Below are 19,274 nucleotides of genomic sequence, written 5' to 3'. Positions count from 1 at the left end.
AAGCCCAAATACATTAAAGGCAACGCATGAAAGAATTTTTTATAACAGGCACCGACACCGATGCCGGAAAAACCCACGTTACCAGTTTGCTATTAAAGTTACTTGCCCAACATAAAAAACAAGCTATTGGCTTTAAGCCCCTTGCTGCTGGCTGCGAAATGGCGTTCGATCAACTAGTAAACATCGATGCCCTTATACTAATGGAAAGTGCAACAGTGAGCGGTAAATACGACGTAGTAAATCCGTTTGCGTTTGCACCCCCTATTGCGCCGCACATAGCCGCTGAGCAAGTTGGAGTTAGTATTACTATTGATAAACTTAGTGATGCTTATAAAAACGTAAAACAACAGGGCGCTAATTACATACTTACCGAAGGCGCTGGTGGCTGGGCGTTACCTATTAATAAAAACGATTATTTATACGACTGGGTTAAAGCAGAGCAACTGCCGGTAATACTCGTTGTTGGTATGAAACTAGGTTGCTTAAATCATGCGTTACTAACCGCTGCGCATATGCAAAGTATGGGTATAAACTGCGTTGGCTGGATAGCAAACCAAGTTGATAAAAACATGGACGAATACCAAGCAAACCTTGATTCACTTAAAGCACGTTTACCGTTTCCAATACTTGCTATAAGCCCATACAGCGAGCAAACTCCTAAGTTACAAATATACAAAAGCTTGCTTAGTGCGTTATCTATTAACACTTAAGTGGTTTTAAAAAAGTTACTTTTTTAGGTAAATCTTGAAATAGTCAGCCTTAGTACACATATAAACGTTTATAAATACATAGCTTGCTTAAAGACAATGTTACTAAGGACATAACGACTATATGACGCACCCATTTATTGAAAGCTACGCCCCAGATGCGCACGTAAGCGCTGAGCCAAAAGCACTAAACTATGGCTTACCTAAAAAACGCGTAGGCATAATAGGTGGGGGCACAGCTGGCGCCACAATAGCCATTAGGCTTGCTGCGTTAGGGTTAGAGACTTATGTACTTGAAAAGAAAAAGTCGTTAATTGATGGCCCACCAATGTGCCATTTGCATGCAGGTGGTAATTTATATCGCGAAATACCCGACGAAGACTGCATAGATTTACTCAAGCAATGTATAGATATTGCGCGCCTTTATCCTCACACCATCGATGTTCGCCCCACAGTATTTGCAGTGCCTAAGCGCGATGACGACGCCCCGGAGGATTTATTTCCGCGTTTAAATAAATTAGTAAAAGCCTACAGCGAGCTTGTAGAGCAAGACAGCGCTAATAAAGTATTAGGCGAGCCAGAGCATTATTATCAGTTATATAGTTATGAGCAAATGCTAAAGCTTGCTAAACAAAAACAAGTAGCCAAGCCCACGTCGTTAGATGAGTGGATGATACCCGTGGCTAAGCATTTAGATTTAGATAAGCTAAAGTTTCCGCTTATTGTTGCACAAGAATATGGTTGGAATATATTTCGTTTATCGGCCAGTGCACAACTCGCCCTTGCACAGTACAAACACGCTCATGTTTTAACAAGCACCAGTGTTAAAAATGTATCGCCAGTTATAAATACCAATAAAGATAAGCAAACACATAAGTGGTGCATTGAATACCAATCAGAGCCAAGCCTTGATGAACAATCTGATACACAAACCATTGAGGTAGATTACCTAATTAATGCGTGTGGTTTTCAAACCGGTATTATTGACGACCTGGTTGGTGTAGATGTAAAACGCATGGTCGAATTTAAAGCCTCTTACATTACTCATTGGCAAGGTGCTGGTGGGCAAATACCCGAAATAATCATTTATGGTAACCGTGGTACGCCAGAAGGTATGGCGCAGCTAACGCCTTACCCTAACGGATATTTTCAAATACATGGCATGACTAACAACATTACATTGTTTAATGATGGCTTAGCTGATGCAACGCCAATGAGCGCACAGCCTAAAATTCCCAATAAATACCTGCACTGTATTAAAAATGGCTGGGATGAAGGAGCTTTGCAAACACGCACCCAAACAGCAATTGAGTATGTAGCCGAGTTTGTCCCTGCATTTAAAACTGCTAGCACACAAAATAATGCCTTGTTTGGCGGGCAACAAATCCCAGGGGATGACGACACTTTGCGCGTAGCCGATGTAAGTTTATATTCGCATATTAATTATGCACGGGCCGAAAATGTTAAAGCATCGTCAACGTTAATAGCGGCAGATCAAATAGTGGGTGAGTTTATAAAATTAGGAATAATAAGCAGCGATCCTGCTGTAAATTATCACCGTAGTACACACCAATGGTCGTATCTTAAACATAATAGCGGTGACAAAATTGACAAAATTGACAAAATTGACAAAATTGACAAAATTGACAAAATTGACAAAATTGACAAAATTGACAAAATTGACAAAATTGACAAAATTGACAAAATTGACAAAATTGACAAAATTGACAAAATTGACAAAATTGACAAAATTGACAAAATTGACAAAATTGACAAAATTGACAAAATTGACAAAATTGACAAAATTGACAAAATTGACAAAATTGACAAAATTGACAAAATTGACAAAATTGACAAAATTGACAAAATTGACAAAATTGACAAAATTGACAAAATTGACAAAATTGACAAAATTGACAAAATTGACAAAATTGACAAAATTGACAAAATTGACAAAATTGACAAAATTGACAAAATTGACAAAATTGACAAAATTGACGAAATTGACGAAATTGCACGCATGTTGGCACACGAGCGTGGTTTTCCAATTGATATGGCAGAGCTTAATAACAGCTTGTAATAAGCTGACTTATAAAGAAACTTTAGTCTTAAATTTGCTGTAAAACGCTTCTTAAAAAAATTATCAATAAACACATAAATAACACTTGTGTTATGACATAGTTTGTCACAGAATAGCGTTAACGTTATGACATAGTGTGTCATAACGCAGTGATTGCTTTAACCTAATTTAATTTTATGTTCGGTGATCAAACCTATTTTTGTGAGGACAATATGAAACGTATATTTTTGTTTTTATTAACTAACCTAGCGGTTATGTTGGTATTAGGTGTAGTGCTTTCAATAATAATGAGTGCGCTGGGCTTAAGCCATCGTAGCCTTGGCGGAATTTTACTTATAGCCACCGTATTTGGTTTTGGTGGATCGTTTATTTCGTTATTTATGTCGAAATGGATCGCTAAAAAATCAACAGGCGCGCATGTAATTACGCAGCCTCGAAACGAAACCGAACATTGGCTTGTACAAACGGTATCTGCCCAAGCACAAAAAGCAGGCATTAAAATGCCAGAAGTGGCTATTTACGACAGCCCAGAAATGAACGCGTTTGCAACGGGCCCAAGTAAAAACAACTCGTTAGTGGCAGTAAGCACAGGCTTAATGCACAACATGACCAAAGATCAGGCCGAAGCCGTACTTGCCCACGAAGTATCGCACGTGGCTAACGGCGACATGGTAACGCTTACGCTAATACAAGGCGTGGTAAACACCTTTGTAATATTTGCCGCAAAAGTATTGGCTGGCATTGTAGATAACTTTATTAATAGCGATGAGGAAGAGGGCGGCAGTAGCTGGACATACTTCTTATTCGATATGTTATTCCAAGTATTATTTGGTGTGCTTGCAAGCATAGTGGTGGCTAGTTACAGCCGTAAGCGTGAATTTGCAGCCGACAGCGGCGCAGCTAAATTGGTAGGTGCTGACAAAATGCGATCAGCCCTTGAGCGATTAAAGCAAAACCAGCTGTCGCAATTACAAGGCTCAATGATGGCCTTTGGTATTGCAAGTGGTAAAGGTGTTGCTGAACTGTTTTCATCGCACCCACCGCTTGATGCGCGAATAGACGCTCTGCGTAAATAAGCTAACTCTTATTTACAAACACAAAAGCCAGCGTAATAGCTTAATGCCAGTCAGTTAACAGCTGACTGGCGTTTTTTATTGGGGTATTTACTGGGTTTTGGTTTCACACACCTCGGATACGCCCGCTCCCGTTTTATCGGCAATATGTGATGTTCAACTTGAGCTTGTAATTGCTCTATTGATTTAGGTATCCGTCCTGCATTTTCTATAAACATTGTATGAATAAGGTTAATAATACTAATAGCACACGTCGTAAAACTCAGGTGTTTTGCATATATTCCAGACTTTTTCTGCGCCATTTTCACCATCTGGTATCGGAGCAAGTTATAGCTCAACATTACGCCCCATAATTCTTGCGCTATCATCTCAGGTTTCTTGCTGCGTAGCGTGAAGTGACTATTCAGTAACGTTTGTTTCATTTCTCGATAACCAAGTTCAATTTCCCACCGTTCACTATAGAGGTCAACAATGTCAGCCTTAGGGAAACGCATTGGATCAGTCAGTGAAGTGAGTATATTCACCTCTTTCCCCTTAACCGTTTTTGTGACTAGCCTGACTTCAATGCTCTGTGGTAAATCGTCGAACTTTTTTCTCGCTTGTGCTGTTGCTTTTAGCTTGATAAGTTTGTCTTGACGACCTAAAGAGCGAACAATTTCATATTGCGTGCCTTTTCTCATCGGTTGAAGCCAATGCCTATTTTCCCCAGCATGATGCCAACGATTGAGTAAGCCTAGAGAATAGAAGCCTCTATCAAATAACGTCAGTGAGTTATCGGGTGTTGCCTCGATTAAGTCTTCAGCCAACACCATTTCACTAGTACGACAACTATCAAAGGCGCTCCCCATTAATAAATGGCTAGTTAACTCCATCAAACACACCATGCGAACCTGAGGGAAAGCCGTGTCACCATGCTGATTTTTCCACACGGAGAATGCATGTTGATTTTCAGCAGTATCCGGTGTGCGCCAAATAACACCATCAACACCCAGTAGTGATAGCCCGCACCATGTGGGATGGTTCGCATCAGCATTCCACATTTGCTGACTTTTCTCAAAAACCTGTTTAACGGCATCAGCCCCAAGCCGCTGCCTAGCCTGTACAACCGCACTGGGTGCAACGAGTTCTTTTTTACCTGGTAAAGCGAGCCCTAATTTACTGACAATACTCCACAGTGGGTCTTCACGATAAAACGACATACAAATGACTGTCCAAACGGCCATCTCAACAGGAAGCCTTCTTTTCCTTATCGTCGCGACACCAGCGGTTTCAGCGCATTGTTTGATAAACTCAGGACATAAAAAATCACTCAGTTGACCTAAGCCTTCTGAATTGGGTGCGTAGCTATTGGCAAGAGAAAGTGCGGTAGTGAGTTGCAAAATAAAAGGCTCCTGAATAAATTCAGAAGCCTTTATAAACTAACCAGAAGATCGGTCAATGGATCGTCAAATATTTCTTAACTGATCGGCATTAAGCGTAATAGCTGGCTTTTTAGTGTGTAGTAAGCTGGTTATTTACCAAAAATAATATCGGTAATGCCTTCTGGTGAGAGTATTTCTATCCAGTAACCGTCAGGGTCTTTTATAAATGCTAAGCCCTTCATTGAGCCATCGTCTGGCTTTTTCACAAATTCTACATCGTACTTTGCAAAGCGTTCACTGGCTGCGTATACATCGGGTACACTAATACCAATGTGACCAAATCCTTTAGGTTCTTGGTTACCGCTGTGGTAGCCCTCAAAGCTGTCGTCGTTTTCTGTGCCCCAGTTATGGGTAAGCTCAATGAGTGCAGGGCGACCAAATACCCATTTAGCTTTGGTTTTATCATCACCTTCTGGCTGCTCTGGCTCGTAGCCTAAAAAGTACAATGTAAACTTCATTTCAGGAAAGTCATACTTACCTAACAGCTTCATACCTAATACATTTTGATAAAATTCGAGCGACGGTTTGGGATCTTTAATACGCAACATAGTTTGCTGCATCACATAGCCTTTAGTGGCTTGTTCAATTTGCTCTGGAGATTCGTTATAGCTAGACATGGTAATCCTTTGTATAAATTAAGAAGCGAAAATAGAGATATAATGCTTAAGCTATCATAATCAACCATAAGTTAAATTTAAACTGCTTTAACTCATTACTTACCCTTTTATTCATATAGCTTTAATTTGTATGCGTGTACGGTTTAACTAAACGCTATAAGTAATTTTAAATACAAGGAGCCACTATGTTTTACGATGATATTCAGGGGTTATTACGTGTTCGATTTTATAGTCACCATTGCGCTGGGCTCTATATTGGCGTCTGTTATTATTTCAAAAAGTGTTCCGTTAGCTGAGGGCATACTTGCCTTTGTCGTATTAATAGGGCTGCAATATATTATTACGTGGCTTAGTGTGCGCTCGTCAAAATTTGCAGTGCTTATAAAAGCAGAGCCCACATTTTTAATGAGTGATGGTGAATACTGCGCTGCTGCACTTAAATCGCAGCGGGTAACTAAATCAGAAATTCGCGCTGCTATTCGTGGTGCAGGCATATTAGCCATTGAAGATGTAGCCGCAGTCGTGCTCGAAACAGACGGCAGTTTTAGTGTAATAGCGCACAATAACAGTGGCTCTAAAACTGCGTTAAAAGATGTTTTTTAGCTATTTAATCGGCTGACAAATACCATTAATTTGAAGATTTAAAATAACTGTAAATAATATTACTTGTTGCATGGTTTTAATTCTGGAACGTATAATAACAAGTGTTAACTAAATGGAATTTGCGTAAATCGCAGCTTAAGCAGAACAGGTGGATAAATGAACAAAGGATTGTTAAAGTCGTGGAAAACCGACAAAGGTTTTGGTTTTATTAAATCAGACATCCTAGAGCACGACACATTTATACACATATCAGCGCTCAAACACATGAGCCGCAAGCCAAAAGTTGGCGACACTATTTACTTTGACGTTGCAACACAGTCCGACGGTAAAAGCAAAGCAGTTAACTGCCGCATAGAAGGCGTTGCAGAGCTTAAATTACTAAAAGCACCTAACCAAAAAAACAATAACCAGCCGCATCGCATTGCCAAATCTAATTTTGCCAGTAGCTTTTTAGGTAAAGTCGCCTCAATTGCGCTTATTGCTGCACTTTGTTTTTATGCGATTAATAAATACAACACTCACTCAAGCAGCCAAACACCCGTTATTACCAATGATTTAGCCACCAATGACGATTTAGCTACTTTTGATGAAAAATATCCTAAAGTCGTTATTCCAAAAATCATTATTCCTAAAAGCACGCAAAATTTTACCTGCGATGGTAGGCAATATTGTACTGAAATGCGCTCACGCGAAGAGGCGGTGTTTTTTATTAATAACTGCCCTAATACAAAAATGGATGGTGATGGTGATGGCGATCCTTGTGAGAACGATACAAGGTTTCAAAATGAATGGTAATTTTATAAACCGTTTAGCTAAAGGTTAAATTTAAGATGGGTTTTACTGTGTGCTGTATAAAAATACAGTGGTACGCAATTTGTCCCATAACATTATTAAAAGTCGTTATGGGGTTAAATAACTAAGGCTACTGAGTAGCAATTGTAATTATCGAACAATGTAATATACGCCGTTTTGGTGTGTTATAACCCCCCAAAGTGGGGTTCAATAAGCTGTTATACCTCAATCGTGTCAATCGGGATTATGTAATCTATGTTTGGAAAGTCAAAACAAAAAGAAGTTCAACCTGTGGCTGAATTCGTAAATAAACAACCTGAAGTTCATCAACATCCTATGATCTGCTTATTTGATTTTAATGATGATGTATTACAAGAACTTGAACGGTTACAGTTTAACTGTACTCAAGGTAGTTTTGGTTCTTGCATTAGAGTGAACAACGAGAAGTACGCTGAAAAACTGATGAAGCTTAATCATGACTATCCAAAAAATTTACATGAGTTTGATATCCTCATGTTAGACATGACAGGTAATAAAATAGAAGATTTTTCTCATGATGACCATAGTTTAGATAATAATAAAGGCTCTAAAGCCCACGCCTTGCTTAGTCGCTTCCCTGAGAAAATTTTCGATCCAAGACCATTCTCTGTAAATATCGTATCTAATGAAATCCAAGAGATAATAAAAAAGAAATCGATCGTTATTGCTTTTTGTGGACAAGAGCATAATGCAGACTACGAATTTGTTGAAATAACATCTCGTGGTAGTGAAGTAACAGGTAAATGTTCTTATTCTAATTTAAATTTTTATAGTTCAGTCGCTTCTAGATCCAAAAGGCATGGAAATAAGTCTGTTATTGCAAAAGGTAATAAAATATCTTCAATATTTGAAAAACACCTGAATGAAATTGAGTACAGTAATGTTTTTAATCACCCTACCATATGGAAAGATGGTAAATATCAAAATAGCGAAGATTTTATCCCACTTTTGCTTAATGATCGTGAAGAAATCATCAGCTACGCCCATTTTGTTGATAATTGTTTAGTACTAGTTTTTCCTGATATTAATGAAAAAAGTCAGTTTATTAGTGAGTTGTTTAAAACATACCTTCCTGACATTATGCCTGATATTTTTCCATATCACGGTGAATTTGGCTGGCTAGATAACGGTGAATACTTATTGCCCAATGAAGGGGAGTTATTGAAACAGAAATCCGATCTTGGGATTGAGTATAAAAAAAACCTTCAAAAAATAGAGCAAGAAATTAAAAAAACAAGAGAGCAGTATAGTTTTCTACATGAGTTGATTTATCAAACAGGTGATGATTTAGTTAAACCTATTCAGGAATATTTGGTTTGGCTAGGTTTTGATTCAGTCGTGGATATGGATGAAAAAGTAACAGACATATTTGAAGAAGATCTTCAAATTGAAACTGATAAAGGTCTTCTTGTAATTGAGATTAAAGGTATTGGCGGAACATCAACCGATAAAGCTTGTTCTCAAATCAGTAAAATAAAATATAGAAGGGCTGAACAACGCGGAAAATTTGATGTGTTTGGCCTATACATAGTAAACCATCAACGATATTTAGCTCCAAAAAATAGAACAAATCCACCATTCACTGAAAACCAAATTAACGATGCCAAACTTGAAAAGAGAGGGCTGATAACAGCTTACAGCTTGTACGAAGCATATTTTTTAATTCAGGATGGAATCCTAACTAAAGAAGAGGTTAGAGACAGTTTGTTTGATTTTGGTTTAATTACCTTGGAGCCAAGGAACACAATATCGATTGGAGTTTCAAATGAAGTATTTAAGAATGGTGAAATAGCAATCTTAAATTTAACAGATACATGTACTATAAAAACAGGTTCGACGTTAATAGGTAAGAAAGATGGAAAGTTATCAAAATTAACGATTAATTCTATTCAGCTTAATGGAAGTGATGTCGATGACGCAAATATCGGAGAGGTGGGGATCGCATTAAGTATGCCCATTAAAAAAGGAACAGAATTGTATTTGCAAGAGGTATAATCGGGTAGCCGGAGGTCTCTAACCTCCAGCCCCCACACCACCCATCATGCGGGTCCGCAATGGGCGGTTCATCTCCCGTAATGAATACCGATCCAAATATCTCTCAATGACACTAAACCTTGTGATGCTAAATAGTCATTGCCTAGCGCAATGTTAATTCCTTTTGTTTTTGAGCTTCGACAAGGCCCTTTACTGGTGATACCACAGGCTATCGCGAGTCGTTCGCTAACACCCAGTTTTATTAAACTGCGTACTTTCGTACGTGGTTTACGCCATTGCCGCCAGTAGCACATTCTTATCCTACGGCGGATCCAATGATCTAAATCCACCGTTAACTGATAAGCGTTGGCTATTAGGTAATAGTGTCCCCAGCCACGTAAATACTGCGTGAGTTTATGAATTTGTAGGGTCATTGAGATCCCCCAGTTGCGGTTAGTGAGTTCTCTTACATTTGCTTTAAATTTCTTTAGCGCCTGTTCGTGGATCTGCACTTGAGCGTAGCGGAAGGTAAACCCAAGAAATTTCGAGCCTGATACTGGACCGACTCGACTTTTCGATTCATTCACTTTGAGTTTTAATCGCTGAGTGATAAACGCAGTAATTTCCCGTTGGATTATTAGCCCTTCACTTTTCGTTTTTACTAAAATGATTATGTCATCAGCGTAACGTGCAAACTTAAGGTGTTTGTAGGTTAGCTTCTTATCTAATTCATCGAGTAAAATATTGGAAAGTAAAGGGGATAATGGCCCACCTTGAGGGACTCCTTTGGTTGACTCAAACCACAGACCCGTTTCGCGCTCTGCGATCCCCGCTCGGAGGTATTTACCAAGTAGGCGCATGAGTGCTTTGTCTTTGACTTTACGACCAACACGATTCATCAGCATGTCATGGTTTACTTCATCAAAGAACTTAGACAAGTCAATATCAACTGCTGTTTTATAACCTTGTTTAACACAAGATTGAACATGATTTACTGCTTGGCTGGCTCTTTTATGAGGGCGATAACCATAACTATGTGGTGAAAATAGAGGCTCAAAGTAAGGGCTAATCACTTGAGCAATAGCTTGTTGGATCACTCTGTCGATAACAGAGGGGATCCCAAGCATTCGCTCACCGCCATCAGGTTTAGGTATCATCACGCGTTTGACTGGCAAGGGTTGATAAGTGCCGCTAAGTAATTGTTGTTTAATACCCAGCCAATGTAACTTAGCGAAGTCATTAAATTCCTCAATACTCATATTATCAATACCCGCAGCCCCTTTATTGCGCTTAACATGTTGCCATGCAGCGCTAATATTGTGGTTGCTCAGTACCCTTGCCATCAGGTCATGATTTGTTTGGTTGTATTCATTCGAGGTATTATTCACCATAGAACGCTGTTCATCACTATCACAACACGGTGATCTATGTGAATTCAAGTTCATTTGTAGTATCTCCTCTGGTTAAGATGTTCAGGCCTTCACCATGTCTTATCCATTACGATAAGTGTTGGGCTACTCGGCAACTGCTCCTGCGTTGCTCTACCTCCTGCATCCATGCAGTCGTATGCCGTCTGCTGACTTCTGATAAATCACTCTAGCGATTACTCGATAAAGCGCGTCTAAACTAACGCTTGTTTACTGCTATTTCGCTCGCTGTAGGTCGCAGCAACCAAAGCGCCAAGGGTTGAACAACCAGTCCCTAACTGGTAATCTTCAAGCATTAGCGCGGATGCGTGTTTATCAGATCTCCCCGAATAAGGTGCATCGACTTTCTCTGCACAACTGCATCATTTACGGTGGCCGTTAGATCACATGACTTCGCTATCTTGTGCTAGCTCGTCTCCAGCCTACGCCTCATATGATGTTTTTGTTCATCAGCTCGCAGATTTGCTAGCGGCTTCCTCCAGACTATCTCTCGCGATTTAGCCCTTGCCATTCGCTAGTAGTTATCGTTTAATAACAGCATGTTATTTAAACGGTGATCTTCCTACAGAGGACTTTCACCTCATAAGTCAATGCCCATGTCGGGCGTACATCGGGTAGCCGGAGGTCTCTAACCTCCAGCCCCCACACCACCCATCATGCGGGTCCGCAATGGGCGGTTCATCTCCCGTAATGAATATTGATCCAAATATCTTTCAATGACACTAAACCTTGTGATGCTAAATAGTCATTACCTAGCGCAATGTTAATTCCTTTTGTTTTTGAGCTTCTACAAGGGCCTTTACTGGTGATACCACAGGCTATGGCGAGTCGCTCGCTAACACCCAATTTCATTAAACTGCGTACTTTCGTACGTGGTTTACGCCATTGCCGCCAGTAGCACATTCTTATCCTACGGCGGATCCAATGATCTAAATCCACCGTTAACTGATAAGCGTTGGCTATTAGGTAATAGTGTCCCCAGCCACGTAAATACTGCGTGAGTTTATGAATTTGTAGGGTCATTGAGATCCCCCAGTTGCGGTTAGTGAGTTCTCTTACATTTGCTTTAAATTTCTTTAGCGCCTGTTCGTGGATCTGCACTTGAGCGTAGCGGAAGGTAAACCCAAGAAATTTCGAGCCTGATACGGGACCGACTCGACTTTTCGATTCATTCACTTTGAGTTTTAATCGCTGAGTGATAAACGCAGTAATTTCCCGTTGGATTATTAGCCCTTCACTTTTCGTTTTTACTAAAATGATTATGTCATCAGCGTAACGTGCAAACTTAAGGTGTTTGTAGGTTAGCTTCTTATCTAATTCATCGAGTAAAATATTGGAAAGTAAAGGGGATAATGGCCCACCTTGAGGGACTCCTTTGGTTGACTCAAACCACAGACCCTTTTCGCGCTCTGCGATCCCTGCTCGTAGGTATTTACCGAGTAGGTGCATGAGTGCTTTGTCTTTGATTTTACGACCAACACGATTCATCAGCATGTCATGGTTTACCTCATCAAAGAACTTAGACAAGTCAATATCAACCGCTGTTTTGCAACCTTGTTTAACACAAGATTGAACATGGTCCACTGCTTGACTGGCTCTTTTATGAGGGCGATAACCATAACTATGTGGTGAAAATTGAGGCTCAAAGAAAGGGCTAATCACTTGAGCAATGGCTTGTTGGATCACTCTGTCGATAACAGAGGGGATCCCAAGCATTCGCTCACCGCCATCAGGTTTAGGTATTATCACGCGTTTGACTGGCAAGGGTTGATAAGTGCCGCTAAGTAATTGTTGTTTAATACCCAGCCAATGTAACTTAGCGAAGTCATTAAATTCCTCAATACTCATATTATCAATACCCGCAGCCCCTTTATTGCGCTTAACATGTTGCCATGAAGCGCTAATATTGTGGTTGCTCAGTACCCTTGCCATCAGGTCATGATTTGTTTGGTTGTATTCATTCGAGGTATTATTCACCATAGAACGCTGTTCATCACTATCACAACACGGTGATCTATGTGAATTCAAGTTCATTTGTAGTATCTCCTCTGGTTAAGATGTTCAGGCCTTCACCATGTCTTATCCATTACGATAAGTGTTGGGCTACTATGCCGTCTGCTGACTTCTGATAAATCACTCTAGCGATTACTCGATAAAGCGCGTCGAAACTAACGCTTGTTTACTGCTATTTCGCTCGCTGTAGGTCGCAGCAACCAAAGCGCCAAGGGTTGAACAACCAGTCCCTAACTGGTAATCTTCAAGCATTAGCGCGGATGCGTGTTTATCAGATCTCCCCGAATAAGGTGCATCGACTTTCTCTGCACAACTGCATCATTTACGGTGGCCGTTAGATCACATGACTTCGCTATCTTGTGCTAGCTCGTCTCCAGCCTACGCCTCATATGATGTTTTTGTTCATCAGCTCACAGATTTGCTAGCGGCTTCCTCTAGACTATCTCTCGCGATTTAGCCCTTGCCATTCGCTAGTAGTTATCGTTTAATAACAGTGTGTTATTTAAATGGTGATCTTCCTACAGAGGACTTTCACCTCATAAGTCAATGCCCATGTCGGGCGTACACAAGCCATTCAAGCAGGACAATAACAGTTGGCTATTTGCTCCTTCGTCGCTTATTTTAGCCAACTATCATTTGCCTCTTAATGGGGCGTTGGTGCGTCAAGCTAAGCTTGATCCATCTTGCAGGGTGCAAGTCCCTGTCGGGCAAGGTCTAACTAACCTCCTGTATCGAGTGTTGCGCCTTTGGCGGAGTGTGGGATTAGCAATTGCTTTTCAGTTATGAGGATAGCATCACACGAACAAGATTGGCGAAGCGTACACAGAGAATTATGTAGGCCATAGGGGTTATCGTGATCCTGAAGTGCTGATATCGCTCCGATAAATATTAGATCTGACTGACGAGGTTTGCAACGCCACCGAAGTCCATGCAAAACAGCCGTGTTAGTAAGGTTGTGGCGAGTCAGCGGAGTTTCAAAGCCGTGGCATGTATAAAGAGATGGTTTGAGAACTTGAGAGATCCAAAGGTGTTCCACAAGGATGGTGGTAGGAAAGCTTAACGAAAAGCAAAGCTAACGATGACCTTTTGGAAGTCAGATCAGCCCATAGTAGTCTGGGCAGGGGAAAGCCCTGTACATGGCGAAGGAGCTGACAGTTATATCGGGTACTAAGTCAACACATAGACCGGACAAAGTAGGGCTGGAAATATTATGACAACAACACTTAATACCCTTGCATTTAAAGCACATACTCACCCTAAGCACAGGTTTCAGAATCTATATGGATTGCTAGATGCCGCAAGCCTGTATGAAAGCTGGGGTCAACTCAATAAATTAGCCAGTCCGGGTATTGATGGCATTACGATGCCAAAATACAAGTTGACGTTAATTGAAAATATCGAACGTTTAAGTCAGCAACTCAAACAGAAAAGTTATCGAGTTAATGATATTAAACGCATCTACATCCCAAAATCCAATGGTAAAGAACGACCGCTAGGGCTTCCAACAGTTGATGACAAACTTGTGCAACAAAGTGTTAGTCAGATCCTGCAAAGTATCTGGGAGCAAGACTTTATGCGCAATAGCTATGGGTATAGGCCGAATAAAAGTGCACATCAAGCAGTACATAGCCTAACAATGAATCTTCAATTTAAAGGATATGGTTATATCGTTGAAGCTGACATTAAAGGCTTCTTCGACAACCTTGAGCATGAATGGCTGATGAAAATGTTAGCGTTACGCATTGATGATAAGGCAATGCTTAATTTAATCAACCAGTGGTTAAAAGCGCGGATAAAATCACCCGATGGCGTATTCACTAAACCATCAAGTGGAAGCCCTCAAGGTGGAATTATCAGCCCAGTGTTGGCTAATATATATCTGCATTATGCTTTAGATCTCTGGTTTGAAAAGAAAGTAAAGCCGAGGATGCGTGGAAGTGCAATGATGATCCGCTATGCAGACGATTTTGTTTGCGCATTTCAATTTGCAAATGACGCAGAGCGCTTTTATAAAGTGTTACCCAAGCGATTAAAGAAATTTAATTTAGACGTTGCGCAAGACAAAACCTCGCTAATGCGATTTAGTAGATTTCATGTTGGTCGAAAACGTCACTTTGTATTTCTAGGGTTTGAGTTCTATTGGGGCACAGATTCAAATGGTAAGCCACGACTTAGGCGACGAACGGCTGCGAAGAAGCAAAAGGCGACGCTGAGTGAATATTATCGATGGATCAAAGCAAGGTATTCATTAAAATTGAAAAGCTGGCTACCTCAATTGAGACGAAAACTGTTAGGATTTAGAAATTACTTTGGTTTACCAGACAACAGCCGAAGCTTATCCACAATATATGACTATGTGCTACATAGTTTATATAAATGGTTGAACAGACGCAGTGGTCGACAAAGTTATAACTGGAGTAATTTCAAGAAGATGATAGGGTATTTTAACATTGAGAGTATCAAAGTCAGCAAGCGAAATATCCTTGTTGATTGGTACTAGGGTCGTGTGTTTTTTTTTTACACGAGTGAATATATAACTGAAGAGCCGGATGCGGTAGTTCCGCACGTCCGGATCTGTGTGGGGTCGGCCTAGCAATAGGTCGCTCTACCACGATAGGCTGTAGAATTACTCTTTTTAGGAACATACACAACTATTCTTGGTTGGTTGCTTTTTAACCTTGAATCCATCTATTCGCTGTGATCTAATAGATATTATTCACCCATGGTAAACTGTTATGGCTAACTATAAGCCTGACTTATCCTGTCAAAATAAATTCATTCCTATCAATTTCGCTGAGCAGATTCTGCCTGGCACATTTGAATATGCCCTTTGTTATATCGTCGAAAATAAACTCGATTTATCGGGATTTGACGCGTGGTATAACAACGACAAAACGGGCGCTGCTGCGTATCCGCCTTCGGTAATGTTAAAGATTATTTTACTGGGCTATGCACATGGTTTAATTAGTAGTCGCCGAATTGCTAAAGCGTGTGAGACGAACATTTTATTTATGAGTGTGTCGGGTGATATCCAGCCACATTACACATCTATAGCGGGTTTTGTGGCTAAAATGCATGAACAGATTGAGCCACTTTTTACGCAAGTGCTGATGATATGTGATGAGGAAGACTTGATAGGCCGCAACATGTTTGCCATTGATGGATGTAAATTAAAGTCCAATGCGAGTAAAGAGTGGAGTGGCACATTCGATGAGTTAGGCCGCAAAAAAGCAAAACTAGAACGCGCAAGTAAACGTATTATTGAACGCCACCAATCAGAAGATGGTCTGGGCGAAGAGTTGATAACTCAGGACTTAAAACAAAAAGAAAAGCTGGATAAAAGTGCAGATAAAATTACCGAGTTCTTAGCCACTCACAAAGAAAAAATAGGCAGTAAAGGCAAGCCTGTTAAAAGTAATATCACTGACCCTGATAGCGCGAAAATGACCACGTCAAAAGGGACAATTCAAGGCTATAACGGCATAGCGATAAACGATGACAAACATCAAATCATCCTGCAAGCACAAGCGTGGGGGTCGGTGGGCGAACAACAAACTCTACAGCCAGCTGTTAAGCAATTAAAACAGCAACTCGCTAAACTCAATACAGAAAAAATGGCAGATAAACACACCATTAAATTCACCGCAGACAGCGGGTTTAACAGCGAAGTGAACCTTGAATATATGGCGAAAAGTGGGTTCGATACCTACATTGCGGATAATCAGTTTAGAAAACGAAATCCGCTGTTTAAAGACAGCGAAACATACGAAACGGAGCAAGAAAAGCGCCGGCTAAAACGCAGCAAAGGCAAGCCACGCTTATTTACCTCAGATGATTTTCATTATGATGAAGCAACCCAAACATGCCGCTGCCCAGCAGGTAATGATATGTGGCGAAGTGGTATAAATGTAAAAAGTCACAATCAGCAATACACGCGATTCTGCGGTTACTTAAAAGACTGTAAAGCGTGCCCGCTACAACAGCAATGCATGCGAAAACCACCGATAGACAGGGGACGACAAGTTCAGTTTATAAATAATGAATCACGCAAAAAGCTGAGCTATGTAGACAAAATGAAAGTAAAAATAGATAGCCCCATAGGGCGACGACAATACAGTAAGCGATTAGGCTGTATTGAGCCAGTGTTCGGAAACATTACAGTGAATAAAGGGATGAATAAATTGACCTTACGGGGTCAAACGAAAGTGAACGCCCAATGGCAACTGTATTGCCTTGTTCATAATATAGAAAAGCTGAAAAACACGATGCATTAAGAGAGGCAACCCCTTTTAAGCCAAAATAAAGCCACTGAAACACCCGTAACTCCTTCCAAAACGCCAGTTAAAACAATACCAAACCAGCTTTTATATTCTATGAAAAATACAGTAATCAATTGAATCAAAATTGGAACTCAGCTATGGTCTATTTATCAATAAAAATAAATTTAAAAACGAGTTAATCTACAGGCTCGTTAGGCAAATAAAGCAGAGGATTCCAGATGGAGTTGTTTGGTGTAGATTCAAAAATAGTAGTCAATAAAGATAAAAAGAAATTTGACAAAATAAAACCCATATTTGAAGAATGGCTAAAACTAAATAGGGACTATATCGAGTTAACTGAAAGTGGTGATAACCTTTATTGGTACAATGAGCGCTCAAATATTAGTGCTCTTGCTGGTGCTGTATGGCGCAGAGGTGGTTTTGCCCAAGAGGAATTTTCTTCTGAAAAAGGTGAAAAATCAGAAAGAAAAATGGGTCGTGTAGACCTTTATTTTCACTTTCAAGGCTTAGATGTAATTTGCGAAGCAAAACACTTGTTTTTATATATGCCAGAAAATAATAGAAAATGTTTAAAAACAAAAATCAAAGCTAGCCTAGCTAACGCTTTTGAAGATGTAAAAACTACGACAGCAGCAACTGATTATCAAGATTTTGGATTAGCACTTTCATTTATCGTTCCTTATTACTTAAATGAAAAAAATGTTGAAGATACAGAGATAGAGTTAGATAACGTTTTAAGTGACCTTGATTGTTCATTTTATGTTTCATTTAAGACAACCACCGAAGATATAATTAATGAAAATGATGGTGTATATAATTCTGTCATTCTCGTAGGTAAATTTGCCTAACAACACGCCCTGAGGTGGACAGCAAGCGCTAAAGCTCACTTTCCACCGCAAATTTTAACAGCGGTGATCCCTTACTTTTCAATGCGGTTAAGTAAGTTGATTCATCGTAGGGCGTATGTGTTTTCCAGCACCTAAATAGGATTCGTATCCACTTAAATGCCAATGATCTGATGATGGTATTATGAGGTTTTCCTTTGGCTTCTTGCTGCCGATAATAGGCTTTAGCCCAAAATGAATAACGCACAGATAATCCAGCCCATTCCACAAATGTTTGCCTTAAAAATTTAGTGCATGAGTATCGCCAGTGTATCCATTCCTTTTTGCCACTGCGTTCGGTTACTGGAGCAATGCCTGCGTATTTTTGTATGTCAGCGGCGCACTTATAGCGGTCACGATTTGACCCCATAGCGGCTAATAATCGAGGTGCTAATTGTGGCCCCGCCCCAGGTAAACTATCAAAAATAGCGCGATCTGTATGTTGCTTATAAAGTGTTTTAATTTCGTCATCAAATCGTGTTATTGCCAACATTAGCTGTTTAAGTTGCGGAACGAGGCATTCAATAAGTAATAAGTTTGGCGTGATCACCGCCATATCTTCGGTGAGAATTTCAGCATCTTTTATTTCTTTTATCCGCTTTTCATTAACGAGTGGGTAGCGGGAATTATGTTGATTAAAGAAGTCGAGTAGTGTTTGTTTCCTCGCTTTTTTAGCGTGAGCAAGAGAGGGCCAGCGCAGTAAGAAGTCACAGAATATTTGAGTGTCTTTTTCTTTAAACCAATCAATCACGTGGGGATAATAATTTTTTAGCGTTGTGGCTATTTTATTGGTTAAATTAACACGATCTTGTACTAGTTTACGTCTGTATTCGACAAGCTGCGCAAGACACCTAACGTCCTCTGAATCCGGCCTAATAACCGTTAATTTATCCATATGAAGTTGTAAGATTTCAACTTGAATAATTGCATCAGTAGGATCATCTTTCGCCCCGCTGTGCGTAAATGCAGCACGGTATTTAGCAACACTTGATGGGTTAATCACAAATAATACAATGTGCTTAAATTTACTGAGTGCATATATAAGTGGGCCTTTTTTTAGCTCACACGCGACAGCAACAGATCTGCCGTTGTAGCGTTGTTTTAACCCAAGCGCCCATGCATTAATTGACTTAGGCTCAGAGGAAATCACACTTAAATGTTGTGTATTTGTGTCGCGATTTATTTCACAAATATCGTGTTTACGGTCGGCCCAATCGATCCCGATAAGGGCAGCAAAATCTGAGACGTTAAAGGCTTCCATTTTGGGCCTCCTAGAGGTAAAGTGAAAGAATAGATAGAGGCTAATAGTGTTTCTCGCAGGTCTTATAGATAGTCGGCATTACGACAATCCCTGAGTATGCGTA

General features: G+C 40.2%; 14 protein-coding genes. 9 read left to right on the top strand and 5 right to left on the bottom strand.

The genetic code is table 11. From position 1 onward, the window contains the following. Nucleotides 1-26 precede the first annotated feature (26 nt). From bioD to htpX, 3 genes are all read left to right on the top strand, one after another. On the top strand, nt 27-710 hold the full coding sequence (gene bioD / locus AC0VZ4_RS10480) for a dethiobiotin synthase (RefSeq protein ID WP_475439625.1): 684 nt from the start codon (nt 27-29) through the stop codon (nt 708-710). Between the two features lie 121 nt (nt 711-831). Then, a complete protein-coding gene (locus AC0VZ4_RS10475; protein ID WP_475439624.1) occupies nt 832-2,787 on the top strand; it encodes an FAD-dependent oxidoreductase in 1,956 nt (651 codons plus the stop codon). A 212-nt stretch (nt 2,788-2,999) separates the two neighbouring features. Then, nucleotides 3,000-3,863 (top strand): protease HtpX, encoded by an 864-nt coding sequence (gene htpX / locus AC0VZ4_RS10470; RefSeq protein ID WP_475439623.1) that lies wholly within the window; start codon nt 3,000-3,002, stop codon nt 3,861-3,863. 50 nt (nt 3,864-3,913) lie between these two features. Here the strand turns inward: htpX and AC0VZ4_RS10465 are convergent, their stop codons facing one another. Together AC0VZ4_RS10465 and gloA are read right to left on the bottom strand one after the other, a co-directional pair. After that, the gene (locus AC0VZ4_RS10465; protein ID WP_475439622.1) at nt 3,914-5,239 is read right to left on the bottom strand and encodes an IS4 family transposase; all 1,326 of its coding nucleotides are present in this window, start codon (nt 5,237-5,239) and stop codon (nt 3,914-3,916) included. A gap of 131 nt (nt 5,240-5,370) precedes the next feature. Continuing rightward, nucleotides 5,371-5,898: a lactoylglutathione lyase gene (gene gloA, locus AC0VZ4_RS10460; protein WP_008133768.1), complete on the bottom strand. Its 528-nt coding sequence runs from the start codon at nt 5,896-5,898 to the stop codon at nt 5,371-5,373. A gap of 216 nt (nt 5,899-6,114) precedes the next feature. Here gloA and AC0VZ4_RS10455 point away from each other — a divergent pair, with 216 nt between their 5' ends. From AC0VZ4_RS10455 to AC0VZ4_RS10445, 3 genes are all read left to right on the top strand, one after another. After that, nucleotides 6,115-6,501: a DUF421 domain-containing protein gene (locus AC0VZ4_RS10455; RefSeq protein WP_475439621.1), complete on the top strand. Its 387-nt coding sequence runs from the start codon at nt 6,115-6,117 to the stop codon at nt 6,499-6,501. Nucleotides 6,502-6,657: 156 nt separating this feature from the next. Continuing rightward, entirely contained in the window at nt 6,658-7,296 is a 639-nt protein-coding gene (locus tag AC0VZ4_RS10450; protein ID WP_475439620.1) for a cold shock domain-containing protein, read from the top strand. A 252-nt stretch (nt 7,297-7,548) separates the two neighbouring features. Next, on the top strand, nt 7,549-9,327 hold the full coding sequence (locus AC0VZ4_RS10445; protein WP_475439619.1) for a hypothetical protein: 1,779 nt from the start codon (nt 7,549-7,551) through the stop codon (nt 9,325-9,327). Nucleotides 9,328-9,395: 68 nt separating this feature from the next. Here the strand turns inward: AC0VZ4_RS10445 and ltrA (AC0VZ4_RS10440) are convergent, their stop codons facing one another. Then, entirely contained in the window at nt 9,396-10,751 is a 1,356-nt protein-coding gene (ltrA, locus tag AC0VZ4_RS10440) for a group II intron reverse transcriptase/maturase (RefSeq protein WP_475439618.1), read from the bottom strand. A gap of 660 nt (nt 10,752-11,411) precedes the next feature. Further along, nucleotides 11,412-12,767, bottom strand: coding sequence for a group II intron reverse transcriptase/maturase (ltrA, locus tag AC0VZ4_RS10435; protein ID WP_475439584.1), 1,356 nt, complete (start codon nt 12,765-12,767; stop codon nt 11,412-11,414). Between the two features lie 1,189 nt (nt 12,768-13,956). On the opposite strand from ltrA (AC0VZ4_RS10435), the gene ltrA (AC0VZ4_RS10430) reads away from it, so the two are divergent. The 3 genes from ltrA (AC0VZ4_RS10430) (at nt 13,957) to AC0VZ4_RS10420 (ending at nt 17,874) form a co-directional block, all read left to right on the top strand. Next, nucleotides 13,957-15,246 (top strand): group II intron reverse transcriptase/maturase, encoded by a 1,290-nt coding sequence (gene ltrA / locus AC0VZ4_RS10430; protein ID WP_475439617.1) that lies wholly within the window; start codon nt 13,957-13,959, stop codon nt 15,244-15,246. Between the two features lie 235 nt (nt 15,247-15,481). After that, on the top strand, nt 15,482-17,020 hold the full coding sequence (locus tag AC0VZ4_RS10425) for a transposase (RefSeq protein WP_475439616.1): 1,539 nt from the start codon (nt 15,482-15,484) through the stop codon (nt 17,018-17,020). Between the two features lie 224 nt (nt 17,021-17,244). Next, the gene (locus tag AC0VZ4_RS10420) at nt 17,245-17,874 is read left to right on the top strand and encodes a hypothetical protein (RefSeq protein ID WP_017006644.1); all 630 of its coding nucleotides are present in this window, start codon (nt 17,245-17,247) and stop codon (nt 17,872-17,874) included. 28 nt (nt 17,875-17,902) lie between these two features. Here the strand turns inward: AC0VZ4_RS10420 and AC0VZ4_RS10415 are convergent, their stop codons facing one another. Further along, complete coding sequence (locus tag AC0VZ4_RS10415) at nt 17,903-19,171, bottom strand: IS110 family RNA-guided transposase (RefSeq protein ID WP_475439589.1); 1,269 nt, start codon at nt 19,169-19,171, stop codon at nt 17,903-17,905. Between the last annotated feature and the right edge of the window lie 103 nt (nt 19,172-19,274).

The sequence above is a fragment of the Pseudoalteromonas sp. QJM3NY_22 genome (assembly GCF_056173065.1).
This window is presented reverse-complemented; position numbering and strand designations above follow the sequence as displayed.